This is a genomic window from Leeuwenhoekiella parthenopeia (assembly GCF_020782115.1).
Classification (GTDB): Bacteria; Bacteroidota; Bacteroidia; order Flavobacteriales; family Flavobacteriaceae; genus Leeuwenhoekiella; species Leeuwenhoekiella parthenopeia.
In genome coordinates this window covers 30,584-43,701 of record NZ_JAJGMW010000003.1, presented here as the reverse complement: position 1 = coordinate 43,701, position 13,118 = coordinate 30,584, and the positions used below count along the sequence as shown (strand labels likewise).

Sequence of the window (13,118 nt, the reverse complement as noted above, 5' to 3'; positions counted from 1 at the left end):
GGGGTTGTAGATTGTTATTTTATACCTAAAAGACTCTCATTAAAAAGCTTCAGAATACGCTTGTACTCATCGGTCCAGCTGCTGGCTTCTATAAAACTGTGATCCTCTACCGGGTAAACTGCAAGTTCCCAGTTGTCTTTTCCTAACTCGATCAGGCGTTGAGTAAGCCTTACCACATCCTGAAAATGCACGTTGGTATCTACCATTCCGTGCTCTATGAGTAAATCACCTTTTAAGCCTTCGGCGAAATAAATAGGCGAGGAGCGTTTGTACGCGATGGGGTCCTGGGTGGGTTCGTTAAGAATATTTGCCGTATAGCCGTGGTTGTAATGCGCCCAGTCTGTCACCGAACGCAAAGCAGCACCGGCCTTAAACGTATCAGCTTCGGTGAATAAGGCCATAAGGGTAATAAAACCGCCATAGCTTCCGCCATAAATCCCTACTTTATCAGGATCAATATCGTAGTTCTCAATAAGGTATTTCACCCCATCAACCTGATCAGACAAATCTTTTCCGCCCATATGACGGTAAATACCTGTCCTCCAGTCGCGGCCATAACCTGAGCTGGCGCGGTAATCAATATCAATTACGGTGTATCCCAGATCGGTGAGCATATTGTTGAACATATATTCTCTAAAATAGCTGGACCACCATTTGTGGGCGTTTTGGAGATAGCCGGCTCCGTGTACAAATACTATAGCAGCGTTGTTTTTTACCGAAGCATCCGGAACATACAGTCTTGCCGGAACCATCGCTCCGTCTTCAGCTTTAAATCTGATGTTTTGCGGTACGCGCCAGGTGTAACTTTTAAAAGCTTCAGACTGGCCTGAGGTAAGCTGTTTGGCTTCGGCTTTTGAACCGGTTTTCTTCAGGTATAATTCCCAGGGCTTGTTGCTATACGAATGACGAATCGCCATATATTTTTCGTCAGGTGACAGGCTCACTTCGTTATTGCCGGGCATCGATGTGAGTTTTTCCATTTTTCCGCCCATAACCGGCATGGTGTAGAAATGGCGCTCGCCGGGATCTACTTCTGAAGTAGTTAAAAACCAGGATTTTTTATCCTTAGACAAAAACGGATCAAAAACCTCGTATTCCCCTTCGGTCAGGGCTTTTTTGGTTCCGGTAGTAACGTCAAGCAGGTAGAGGTGTGAATAGCCGCTGGCCTCAGACTGAAAGTAAATATGCTTGTTATCCGGTACCCAGCCCAGAGTTCCGCCGCCAAAAGACCAGCCGATTCCGGGTCCGGCAATCCAGGCTTCGTCACGCTGGCGATCGAGGGTTTGGAGGCTTCCGTCTTCGAGGTTGAGGAAAGCAATCCACCGGTCTTTGTTGTCTTTAGATCGAATGTTCACAATAGCCTTGCTGCCGTCGTCTGAAAATACAGCCTGTGAGATGATGACATCGCGTTCTTTTTCTTCCCACTCGCGGTCAGGATAATCGCTTGTATAATCGGGAAGGTCTGTGATTCCGGGGAGTTTTGAGGTATCTACCTTATAAACCGTGTCTTTTTTGATGTTGTAAATGGCAAGGGAATTTTCGGTGTTATCGTCACCTACTTTGCTGCGCGCCCGCAAATCCTGTGTATAGCCGCTGGCATCTACATAATTGGGTACGTTGGTGCTTTCGCCCCGATCACGCTGCATCAGCATAATCGTCACAAAATCCGCTTTAGGACTCACCTGTAGGCCGCTAACCGACTCATCCCCGGCGTAAAAGGTATAGGGATCAGGATCTGCCGTCATTTCGCGGTAGGCTTTAGAGATCGAATCCTGCTCTTCCCGTTCGCGTACAATTTGAAGCAGGCTTAAATTCTCATCCTTGAGCCACTGGTCTTTTTCCGATAGTTTTTTGGCTCTGTCTTCAGGAGCCTTGCCTTCCCTGATGTTGGTGATTTTGCTTAGCGTTCCCGTTTTGGTATCCAAAACATAGGCATTGTTATCGTATTCAAAAGCAATTTGACTTTCGTCTGCCAGAAACGTGTAATTGCCAATGCGACCTCCCAGATCAATAAGTTCTTTGGGGCGGTCGTTCTTAAGGTCGTAAACCCAAAGCGCGCCATCTTCGGTGTATAATTTTTTGGTGTGAGCGGTATTCCAGGTACCATAACGGCCCGGCATCGCCTTGCGCTCCGCCAGATTTACTTTTTCAATCTTATCCGGATTATTGATACTGATCTTATAAAGACTGTCTGCAGGGTTTCCTTCGGGATTATAGTCAAAATAGATGGTTTTGCTTTGCGTATCCCAGTTTACATTTTCGGGGAACGTACCCATCCACTTGGGGTCCTGCATTATTTTTTCTACGGAAAGGCTTGAGGTTTGCGCAGAAAGGACTGTATACATACCCATAAATGCAACTAAGAAAATCTGAAGGCGGTGTACTCGGATCATAAGAACTGAAACTAAAATTTAAAGCTTTGAAGTTACCAAATATTCAAAGTTTCAAATCAAAATAAGCCGCGAAGATTTAAATTAAATTAGAACCGGGCTGAAATGTTTATTTTTAGTCATTAATCCAATTGATCTAATACCTATGAACACCGTTAAAAAATATACTGCGGCAGAAGAGCGCTACGAAACCATGCAGTACCGTCGCTGTGGAGTAAGTGGAATCAAACTCCCAATGATTTCGCTGGGGCTGTGGCATAACTTCGGAGATACAGCAGATTTAACTAACGGAAGATTACTACTTAGAACCGCATTTGATAAAGGCATAACCCTTTTGATCTGGCTAATAATTACGGACCTCCTTATGGTGCGGCAGAAACCAATTTTGGACGTTTATATCGGGAAGATTTTAAGCCCTATCGGGATGAGTTGATTATTTCTTCAAAAGCCGGTTACGACATGTGGCCCGGACCTTATGGGAATTGGGGCTCCCGGAAATATTTGATTTCGAGCTGTGACCAGTCTTTAAAGCGAATGGGTCTTGACTACGTAGATGTTTTTTACCATCATCGTCCTGATCCTGAAACACCCTTAGAAGAAACCGTGAGTGCGCTGGATCAGCTTGTACGTTCGGGGAAGGCACTCTATGTAGGAGTTTCCAATTATGACGCAGCGCGTACGCGGAAAGCCGCAGCCTTATTGAAGCAAATGGGTACTCCGTTTCTGGTGCATCAACCACGGTACAATATGTTTGATCGCTGGGTTGAAGATGGTTTGCTTGATGCGTTAGAAGATACCGGTCTGGGCAGTGTGGTCTTTTCACCTTTGCAACAGGGTCTGCTTACCGATAAGTATCTCAACGGAATTCCAAAAGATTCGCGTGCGGCAAATTCGGTATACCTTTCTGAAGATCGCATTACACCAGAGCTCTTGTATAAAGTTGAAAAACTGAACAGCATTGCCCGGGATCGCGTTCAGAGTCTTGCTCAAATGGCGATTAGCTGGCTGCTAAAAGATATGCGTGTGACTTCAGTACTGGTGGGAGTGAGTAAAGTAGAACAATTGCACAATAATCTGAATGCGCTGCATAACCTGGCATTTTCAGAAGGCGAATTGAAACACATAGAAGAAATTTTAGGTTCCTGAAACAAAAAAGCCTCTCCGCCTAAGGTGGAAAAGCTTCTCAAAGGTTTCACTACAAAACCAGTCTTCCGTTGCCGGAAGACAACACAACTTCTTTATAAGGACCGGCAGCACCGGATTGTTTTCTGAATGAAGGACAAAAATAGCATTACTTTTTTAATTTTTATGCTGTAATCTCCATTTTTAGGGCTGAATTTCTACTAAAGTATAAACCGGCAAATGGTCTGAAGCGTAGTTGAGATTTTTAGAATCGCTTAGTGTGGCGTGTTTCAATACTTTAACCGGACTCGTTTTACCCACAAAAATATAGTCGATGCGGCGGGTTACGGGTTGGTCAAAATCAAAACCGTTAAAAGTGCCTTCGGGGCCAAAAGAACCGCTTAAACTCGCTTTAAAGGTGTCTTTTAATTGTGTTTCTAAAACAGCAATAGGTTCAGAATCGGGTTCCAGATTAAAGTCGCCGGTGACAAAAACCGGATAATTCAGGCTGTTGATTTCGCGTATCTGGTCAAGTATTAATTGGGCGCTGTATTTACGGGCTTCAACTCCTACGTGATCGAAATGCGTATTGAAGACATAAAAGCGGGCAGCGGTTTCTTTGATTTCAAACAAGGCATAAGTGCAAATTCGAGGTAGCGCGGCGTCCCAGCCGGTAGAGATTTCTTCCGGTGTAGTTGAGAGCCAAAAGGTATTACTTGCTATGAGTTCCAGTTTTTCCGCATTGTAAAAAATCGCGGAAAATTCGCCTTTGTTTTCGCCTTCACGACCTACTCCCACGTGTTTGTAACCGGTAAGGTTTTCGCCCAAATACTGCATTTGTTCGGGTAGAGCTTCCTGTACGCCCATTACATCGGGAGCATAAAAAAGTACCTGCGCGGTAAGAAATTCCTTGCGCTTACTCCAGGCGTTGTCTCCGTCAGACTCTGTAGCCATCCTGATGTTGTAGGTCATCAGACTGAGTTCCTGAGCCGGTAAAAGATTTAGACCAAAAAATGCAAAAAGGAGGAAAGCGGGAAACTTCATATTAAGGTGTTTTTAAAATCGAAAAATAAGTCAAAGCTGGAAAATGGCATCACGATTTGGGGTTAAGCCTGTATTAAGCTATTGCATTGGCGTACCGCGAAGACGTTCAAAGTTTTTATAGGCTTGCTCCACCTGTTTTTGTGGAGCCTGCTCAAATTCTTTTGACGTAACACCGTAGGCTTCCTGAATTGAGTCTAGCTTTTTGTGTAAACCTGCAATGATTTCAGAATACGCAGGGTCATCAATTTTATTCTGAATTTCCTGCGGATCACTTTCCAGATCGTAAAATTCCCAGGTGTCTATGTCATCGTAAATATGCATCAGTTTATAGCGCCTGGTACTTACGCCATAATGCTTTTTGACCATATGAAACGCCGGAAAGTCGTAATAATGATAGTACAATACCTCTTTAAAATCGGTATCCGCTAGTTGCTGCTCAAGCACCGGCCGAAGTGATTGCCCCTGCATGTCCACAGCCAGAGAATCACCCTGAGCGTAATCTAAAAAGGTTTGCGCAAAATCCAGGTTTTGTACCAGAGCTTCACTGTGGCTTCCTGCTTTGATTGCTTTGGGGTATTGTACCAGAAGCGGAGTGCGATACGACTCTTCATACATAAACCGCTTGTCAAAAAATCCCTTTTCACCCAGATAAAATCCCTGATCTGAAGTATAAACCATAATAGTGTTTTCATCCAGATTATGAGCTTCGAGGTAATCAAGAATCTGGCCTACGCCTTCATCTACAGCAGCAATAGTCGCCATATAATCGCGTAAATAGCGCTGACCTTTCCACTCGTCAAGTGCTTTGCCGTGCAGATCGGCCTTATGAAAAGCATCGTTTTTGGGTTGGTAAGCAGTATCCCATGCTTCGCGCTGTTGAGGTGTCATCCGTTCAAAATCGGTAGTCCAGGGATTGTGAGCCAATTCAGGGCTGCCTAATTCTTTGGTCATTTTCAGATCGTGACCTTCATACATATCTTTATAAACCGTTTGCAATTGCTCCTGAGAAGCCTGCGAACCGGCGTGATCTGTAAAATAGGTGTCTGGCAAGGGGAAAGTGACCGAGTCGTACTTTGTTGTGTGTCTTAATGCCGGCATCCAGTTGCGGTGCGGGGCCTTGTGATGCACCATCATAAAGAACGGCTTTGTAGTGTCACGCTGGGTATCGAGCCAGTTTAATGCATCTTGCGTAATGAGGTCTGTAGCATAACCCATTACGCGGCTCGTGTCCCCTTCTTTTATAAAGTCCGGATTGTAGTAATTGCCCTGGTCTTTAATAATATTCCAGTAGTCAAATCCCTGCGGATAGCCGTGCAAATGCCATTTGCCCAGAATCGCGGTGGTGTATCCCAGTTCCTGTAATTTTTTGGGCAAGGTAGGCTGGTCGCCATCAAAGCGATCCCCGTTTTGCCGAAAACCATTGATGTGGCTGTGTTTACCGGTCAAAATCACCGCCCGGCTTGGGCCGCAAATAGAGTTGGTCACATAAGCCCGGTCCATACGCATGCCGTTAGTGGCAATACGGTCAATGTTAGGAGTAGGAGCCAACTCACTCACGGGATGCCCGTATGCACTTATTGCCTGAAACGCGTGATCGTCAGACATAATGAAAATAATATTGGGCTTTTTGGGCTGTGCCTCAGCGACCTCTGTTTTTTTGTTTTCTTCCTTGCAGGATAGAAATGCGAGTAGCAGGAGTAAAATGGGAAAAGCGGTTTTCATTGGTTATTGTTTTTCAACAGATTCCTCGTGCTGAATAAGCTGTTGTTCGTGAATTACTGCATTTAGAAATACAGCAATTTGAGTGGTGTAGGTATAGCCTAAGCCGGCCCAGTCGTGATTGCCTCCCGGTGCGCTAAGCAAAGTGTAGGATGCATTGAGCTCTTTCAGCTTTGCTGCGATAAACGCATCACCATCTAAAGGCAAAAAGCCGGGACTTCCGTACTTACAAAAATGATGCGGGTCACTGGAATAAGGAACCAAATTATCTGCATCGCCGTGAATAAAGAAACCCGGAACTGCATTTTCTGAAGTAATGTACCGGGCATCTACCACAGCTCCTGCAAAAGATACCACTGCAGCTATTTTGGGGTAATTGCCCAAATCCTTAAAATCGGGATGTTGCGCCATATACGCGGTGTTTAAAATACCTTCTGCACCGGCGCTGCTCCCGGCAAGAATGATTTTTTCAGGATCAAAACTAAAATTCGGATTTGATTTAAGATAACCTACTGCGTCTAAAATATCGGTTGTGGTTTGTTTAAAAGTTTCCAGTTTTTCGGAAGCCGGGCAATCACAACCAAAACCCGTCCCTTTGCCCTTGCGGGTTAGGTGATAGCTTATAGAAGCTACTGCGTATCCCTTAGCGGCCATAGTTTGTGAAAATTCGGTTTCCTGAGCGTTATCGCGTTTCCCTCCCGAAAAACCACCACCGTGAACCAGCACAATCAAAGGGCGTGAGTTGTCATTTCGATTTTGCGTTGCTGTATAAAAATCAAGCTTTAAGGTATCGGCATAGGTGTGTGTAGATTTTACCAAATCTGCATAGACCTGACCTACGTATTTTTGTTGGGCTCCCAGAGTAAAGACTGAAAAAATGAGTGTTGCGAATATGCAGATTTGGCGTATCATCTTGGCTAATTTTAGTTAAGCGTAAAGGCTTCTTTTAAGGTAGCATTGCTGTTTCCACCCACAAAGATTTCAAATTCTCCCGGCTCAGCTACAAAATCAAGCGCCCCGTCGTAAAATTTGAGATCGTCGGGTTCTAAAGTTAGCGTAACCGTTTTGGTTTCTCCCTTCTTTAAAAATACCTTTTCAAAGCCTTTAAGTGTTCGTACCGGTGGCGTAAGGCTACGTACTACATCGTGCAGGTATAATTGCACTACTTCCTCACCGTCGTGATCACCGGTATTGGTCACATCAACCTGTACCTCCAAAGATTCACCGGAATTGATTTCTTTTTTAGCTAATGAAAGTTTTCCATACTCAAAAGAAGTATAGCTTAAGCCATAACCAAACGGAAGCAAAGGCGCATTGGGCGAATCCAGATATTGTGATTTAAACTTCTCAAATTCAGCAGAAGGAGCAGGGCGACCGGTGTTTTTCATACTGTGATATACAGGGATTTGTCCTACGTTACGCGGCCAGCTTGCTGTAAGTTTTCCGGAAGGATTGTAATCTCCAAAAACCACATCTGCAACGGCATTACCGGCCTCAATACCGGGATGCCAAACCTGTAAAATGCTTACGGGAAGGTCCATTTCTTCGGTGATGACCAGCGGGCGGCCACTCATCAAAACAAGCACTAACGGTTTTCCGGTTTTTACGAGTTGACGAATTAAATGCTTCTGACTGTCAGGGATGCTGATGTCTGTACGGCTCCCGGCTTCACCACTCATTTCGGTGGCTTCACCGACCACAGCAACAACTACATCAGCATTTTTTGCAGCAAGAAGTGCTTCCGCTAAAAGACCTTCTGGACTTTCTTCTGAGATTTCAATTCGCGGACCAAAGACGTTTACTTTTTTCGCGAATGCGGAATCATTAGAGATGTTGGCACCTTTAGCATAGGTAATCTCAGCCTGTGGAGCTACATTTTTGAATCCGGTTAAGATAGATACTGAAAGTTGAGGGTTACCGGTAGGTGCCCAGGTACCCAGCATATTGTTTTTACTGTCTGCCAGCGGACCAACAAGTGCGATTTTAGCATTTTTAGCTAGCGGAAGCGTATTGTTTTCATTCTTAAGTAAAACGAAAGACTTACGTGCTGCCTCGCGGGCAATAGCCTTGTTTGCATCGGTTAGAATATCGCGTTGCGGTCTTTTAGAATCGGAATATTTATAGGGATCTTGAAACAGACCCAATCGATATTTAGCCTCCAGAATGCGACGACAGGCCTGAGTAATCGTTTCCTCTGTAACCTTACCTTCTTCAACCGACTTTTTAAGGGTCGTTAAGAAACCTTCGCCTACCATATCCATATCCAGTCCGGCATTGATGGAAAGCGCAGATACGGCCTGTAAATCACCCATACCATGCGCGATCATTTCGTTCACCGAAGTATAATCTGAAACTACAAAACCGTCAAAGCCCCAGCGGTCGCGAAGTAGGGTTGTGAGTAACCATTTGTTGCCACTTGCGGGCACACCATCAACGTCGTTAAACGAACTCATGACACTCTCGGCACCTGCATCAATAGCGGCTTTGTAAGGAGGTAGGTATTCGTTAAACATTTTAACCCGGCTCATATCGGTGGTGTTGTAATCACGGCCACCTTCTGAAGCGCCATAGAGTGCAAAATGTTTTACGGTGGCGATCATCGTATTTTCGGCGGTAAGATCTTCCTGTTGGTAACCTTGCACCATTGCTTTTGCGATTTGAGAACCCAGATATGGGTCTTCCCCGGCACCTTCGGCAATACGCCCCCAGCGCGGATCTCGGGCTATGTCAACCATAGGTGAAAAGTTCCAGTTTATCCCGTCTGCAGTGGCTTCCTGAGCAGCAATCTGAGCTGTTTTCTTTATCAGCTCCATATCCCAGCTGCTTGACAGTCCCAACGGAATAGGAAATGTGGTTTTATACCCGTGAATGACATCAGAACCTATAAGCAGCGGAATGCCCAGACGTGTATTTTTTACCGCCAGTTCCTGCGCCTGTCTGATTTTTTCAGGTCCTGCAACCCCAAACAAACCGCCCACGTTGCCGGACTTTATTTTATCTTCTACATTTTTACTCACCACCGAGCCTGTTGCGACACCACCACCGGGAGTGAGTAAGTTAAGCTGACCTATTTTTTCTTCAAGGGTCATTTTTTTTAAAAGGGCTTCTACTTCAGGAATAGCCTGTCTTTTTTGGGCAAATACAGTAGTGGCAAGACAAAGCAGACCGATAATTAGAAATCTGGAACGAATACTTTTCATATTTAGAATTTTGTTACCCACCGAAAATCTGTGTTTTAGTAGTTTCGTGGGTTTTGACTTAATTGCCCGTTACAGGCTTTTAACTTCAGTTTTTATTTGGTGTGACTAAAAAGCCACAACAGAAAATCAGGCTCGGCAAAAGCCGGATCCCAACTGTTGTGATTGGCGTCTTCATACACGGTAACCCGGGGTTTAGCTCCCGCTTCAAGCATGGCCTGTGCCATCTCTAGCGAATGAATGGGGTTTACCACATTATCTTCAGCACCGTGAATAACCCAAAAAGGGGTATTTAGCGCATAGTTTGGTACTTCGCTGGTGCTTCCGGCACCGCAAATTGCAATGGCTGCAGCGAATGTTTCGGGGTTGCGTTGCACCATTTCGTAAGTGCCCATTCCGCCCATAGAGAGCCCTGCGATATACACTCGTGAAGGATCTGCTTTTCCGTCTTTAATAAACGAATTGACCAAATCTGCGGCCATTTGCAAATGAGGCGTAGGCTTTTGATCCGGATGAAAGGTAATCCCGATGGGATACGTGCTTCGGTCTACATCAACATTGGCCCAGTACGAATCTTTAGGACACTGCGGAAAAATCACAATTGCCGGGAACGCATTGCGGTTACCGGAATCTGCAAATACTTTAGAGCCGTGTACCAACTGGCTTTCATTATCTGAACCGCGCTCACCTGCACCGTGTAGAAACAATACTAAAGGATACTTTTTTCCGGCCTCGTAATTGACCGGGTATTGTATACGATACTGCAAACTGTCATCAGCTTTGTGGTAAACAGCGCGTTCAAAATTTTCCTGTGCCAGCATTGCGGCTGAGGTAAAAAGTATGAGGGCAAATAGTGATAAACGCATATTCATTGTTACTTAGGAATAGTGTAGTTAAAATTAAGTTTGTCAAGACCGGCCTGTACGCGCTCATTTTGCATAAACAGTTTCCAGAGCAGACCGCTTCGGTAATTTTCAATCATAACGAGAATGGGGCCCTGATCAATAGCCAGATAGGCTTCGGCCACTTCATAGTTTTGAACCGGGCTGAAGGCATCATAAAAGCCTGCCGGACCCAGTAAAATATTTTTCAGTTCATAAAATCTGCGCAAAGCAGCCATTGATTTTTCAGGAGTGTAGGGGAATGAACTCAGCGCAGCTGTTGGCGTAATGACACCGGTATCATTACCCGGACTGTGGGCGATATATCCCAGACTTCCATCTGCATTAATGGTATAACTGGCAGTCAGACCCCAGAGATTGGAAGCATAACCCGGCCAGTTCTTGGGGTTCTCAACACAATATGCATAATTGCTCAAAGCGTGATTAACGGTTGCGGTCTCATAATTTACATAGGCATCAGATAAGCCAAATGGATTAAGACCTAAATAGGAGTAATGCGCCCAAAAAAGGGGACCACCGGTTTGCTCTTCGCCCGCGTGTCGCACTTCAAGCGGGTAAGCGTAGGCCACTGCCGAAGATTTAATACCGCCATTTTGCGCCCAACCCTGATTGTAAATTTCCGCATCAATAGAAAAGTCTTTGGACGCCGCTGCCATCACATAGGTTATTAAGGTCTCATTGTACCCTTGCAGTCTCAGGTTGATCGCAAATTCATTCTCCGGGCTCCAATGCCAATACAGTACATTTTCACCTTTGGTAAACCAGTTCCATTCAATCCCGTCAACCAGGTCAAAGGCTTTTTGAACAAGAGCCTGTTCTTCAGGAGAGCCGTTTTTAAAATATTCGCCTACGGTGATAAGCCCCTGAGCTACAAATGAAGTTTCCACCAGGTCAGCGCCATCATCAAGTGTACTGAAAGGGATAACATCTCCGGTAGCACCATTGATCCAATGTGGCCAGGCGCCGTGAAAGCGGTCTGCTGTTTCGAGGAAATTGATAATTTTTGAAAGCCGGTTGAAGCCTTCGGTTCTTGAAACGAAATTACGTTCAATCCCAACCAGAATTCCCATCAATCCAAAACCGGTACCCCCAGAAGCAACTACTTGCTGATCCCGGGTAGGATTTGCAGGAATGTAGCGTTCTTTTGCGGCCCCAGATTCTGCATTGGCATAATCCCAAAAGTATTTAAAGGTTTCGCTTTGCGTAAGATCTAGTAATTCGGCATCAGTAAGTTGGGGCTCCGGCTCGGGATTACCACCACCATTGCCTCCATCCGGATTTTCCTCCGGCGGTTCAGCTACAGGATCGGGGCTGTCACTGGAGCAACTCCAAATAGGTATAATGCTTAGTATTAGAAATACGTATTTAATCATTTTGAGATTTTAGATACGGACTTTCAAATCCGAGCTTTCTGAGTCCGTTTAAGACATCTTCATTTTTCATAAACAACTCCCAGAGCAGGCCGCTCCGGTAATTTTCAATCATTACCGGAATGGGTCCCTGATCAATCGCCAGGTAGCGTGGTAAATACCAGTCGTCCTGTAAGCTGAATGCATCATAAGGACCGTACTCCCCAATGTATTGCGGAAGATCGGTATAGAGATGACGCAAAAATGCCTGACTTTCTTTAGGGGTGTAAGGCATCGAGGATAAAGCGGCGGTCGGGGAAATAACACCCAGGTCTTCGCCGGGGCGGTGACCTGCATAACCATTTATAGAATAACTGGACGTCAGACCCCATAAATTAGGACCGTAGCCCTTGTAGTTTTCGGGGTTTTCGACAGCATATTCATATTGAATTTTAGCGTGATTTACGTTCAATTTCCAATAATCTCCGTACTGATCAGACAATCCTTTTGGATTTAATCCCAAATAGGAATAATGCGCCCAAAACAATGGGCCTACAATAGCCTCATCATTGTGTTCAAAGTGATTGAGAACCGTACGCATACCATAAGCGGTTGTATCCTGTGCGATTTTGCCATTTAATGCCCAGCCCTTTTCATAAACATCTTTAGAAATGGAATGTGTGGGCGATGCGGCCGCAAGTACATACATAATTAATGCCTCGTTGTAACCCCCAACGGGGAAGTTCATCTTCCAGCCTACATTAGGAGACCAGTGCCAGTACAATACATCTTTGCCCTGCGTGTACCAATCCCATTCTACTTCCTGCCAAAGCGTATCAATCTGGTTTGCTAAAGCCTGTTCGGCCTCATTACCGTCACGATAGTATTCAGCTACAGCTAACATTCCCTGTACCAAAAAAGCGGTTTCTACCAGGTCACCTCCGTCATCGTTTTTGCTGAAAGGTTTAACCTTTCCTGTGGAACCATCAAGCCAATGTGGCCAGGCGCCGTGAAACCGATCTGCCTGCTCCAGAAAGTTGACCATTTTTTGAAAGCGTACTAGTGCCGAATCTTTTGGGATAAATCCCCGTTCCACGCCTGCCAGTATAGCCATAAAACCAAAACCGGTACCACCTATGGTAACCACGTTTTTATCATTAGACGGGTAAATGCCATCCATATGAATACGCTCAGGAGCAAGACCAGAGTCTGGGTTGGCACCATCCCAAAAATAATTGATGGTTTGTTTTTGTACCGAATCTAAAAGGGCTTCGTCAGAAATCGAATCGGAAGTCGCCTTAGCGACCTCCTGATTCTGATTCTCTGTTTGCGATTCTTTACATCCTGGCAGGGATAGAAGAATCAATCCAACTAAAAATAAACGCATGTGCTTTT

The 13,118-nt window shown here is 45.1% G+C and carries 8 protein-coding genes and 1 pseudogene; 1 reads left to right on the top strand and 8 read right to left on the bottom strand.

Going from position 1 to position 13,118, the window contains the following annotated elements; genetic code table 11:
- Window positions 1-14: 14 nt before the first annotated feature.
- Window positions 15-2,393 carry a S9 family peptidase gene (locus LLW17_RS02805; protein ID WP_228228752.1) on the bottom strand — a complete coding sequence of 793 codons (2,379 nt, stop codon included), beginning with the start codon at window positions 2,391-2,393 and terminating at the stop codon, window positions 15-17.
- Between the two features lie 190 nt (window positions 2,394-2,583).
- Here LLW17_RS02805 and mgrA point away from each other — a divergent pair.
- Window positions 2,584-3,536, top strand: a pseudogene (gene mgrA, locus LLW17_RS02800) (L-glyceraldehyde 3-phosphate reductase).
- Window positions 3,537-3,716: 180 nt separating this feature from the next.
- Here mgrA and LLW17_RS02795 read toward each other — a convergent pair.
- From LLW17_RS02795 to LLW17_RS02765, 7 genes are all read right to left on the bottom strand, one after another.
- The gene (locus tag LLW17_RS02795; protein ID WP_228228751.1) at window positions 3,717-4,556 is read right to left on the bottom strand and encodes an endonuclease/exonuclease/phosphatase family protein; all 840 of its coding nucleotides are present in this window, start codon (window positions 4,554-4,556) and stop codon (window positions 3,717-3,719) included.
- 78 nt (window positions 4,557-4,634) lie between these two features.
- Window positions 4,635-6,278, bottom strand: coding sequence for a sulfatase family protein (locus LLW17_RS02790; protein ID WP_228228750.1), 1,644 nt, complete (start codon window positions 6,276-6,278; stop codon window positions 4,635-4,637).
- Window positions 6,279-6,281: 3 nt separating this feature from the next.
- Window positions 6,282-7,187, bottom strand: a complete 906-nt coding sequence (locus LLW17_RS02785; RefSeq protein WP_228228749.1) for an alpha/beta hydrolase — start codon at window positions 7,185-7,187, stop codon at window positions 6,282-6,284.
- Window positions 7,188-7,198: 11 nt separating this feature from the next.
- Complete coding sequence (bglX, locus tag LLW17_RS02780; RefSeq protein ID WP_228228748.1) at window positions 7,199-9,475, bottom strand: beta-glucosidase BglX; 2,277 nt, start codon at window positions 9,473-9,475, stop codon at window positions 7,199-7,201.
- A gap of 92 nt (window positions 9,476-9,567) precedes the next feature.
- Window positions 9,568-10,338 carry a carboxylesterase family protein gene (locus LLW17_RS02775; RefSeq protein ID WP_228228747.1) on the bottom strand — a complete coding sequence of 257 codons (771 nt, stop codon included), beginning with the start codon at window positions 10,336-10,338 and terminating at the stop codon, window positions 9,568-9,570.
- 8 nt (window positions 10,339-10,346) lie between these two features.
- Complete coding sequence (locus LLW17_RS02770; RefSeq protein ID WP_228228746.1) at window positions 10,347-11,747, bottom strand: glucoamylase family protein; 1,401 nt, start codon at window positions 11,745-11,747, stop codon at window positions 10,347-10,349.
- On the bottom strand, window positions 11,740-13,110 hold the full coding sequence (locus LLW17_RS02765) for a glucoamylase family protein (RefSeq protein ID WP_228228984.1): 1,371 nt from the start codon (window positions 13,108-13,110) through the stop codon (window positions 11,740-11,742). The genes LLW17_RS02770 and LLW17_RS02765 overlap by 8 nt, the downstream gene beginning before the upstream one ends.
- Between the last annotated feature and the right edge of the window lie 8 nt (window positions 13,111-13,118).

Coding starts and splice junctions, on each gene's coding strand:
- LLW17_RS02805 (WP_228228752.1), bottom strand. CDS start 2,393: ATGATCCGAGTACACCGCCTTCAGATTTTCTTAGTTGCATTTATGGGT.
- LLW17_RS02795 (WP_228228751.1), bottom strand. CDS start 4,556: ATGAAGTTTCCCGCTTTCCTCCTTTTTGCATTTTTTGGTCTAAATCTT.
- LLW17_RS02790 (WP_228228750.1), bottom strand. CDS start 6,278: ATGAAAACCGCTTTTCCCATTTTACTCCTGCTACTCGCATTTCTATCC.
- LLW17_RS02785 (WP_228228749.1), bottom strand. CDS start 7,187: ATGATACGCCAAATCTGCATATTCGCAACACTCATTTTTTCAGTCTTT.
- bglX (WP_228228748.1), bottom strand. CDS start 9,475: ATGAAAAGTATTCGTTCCAGATTTCTAATTATCGGTCTGCTTTGTCTT.
- LLW17_RS02775 (WP_228228747.1), bottom strand. CDS start 10,338: ATGCGTTTATCACTATTTGCCCTCATACTTTTTACCTCAGCCGCAATG.
- LLW17_RS02770 (WP_228228746.1), bottom strand. CDS start 11,747: ATGATTAAATACGTATTTCTAATACTAAGCATTATACCTATTTGGAGT.
- LLW17_RS02765 (WP_228228984.1), bottom strand. CDS start 13,110: ATGCGTTTATTTTTAGTTGGATTGATTCTTCTATCCCTGCCAGGATGT.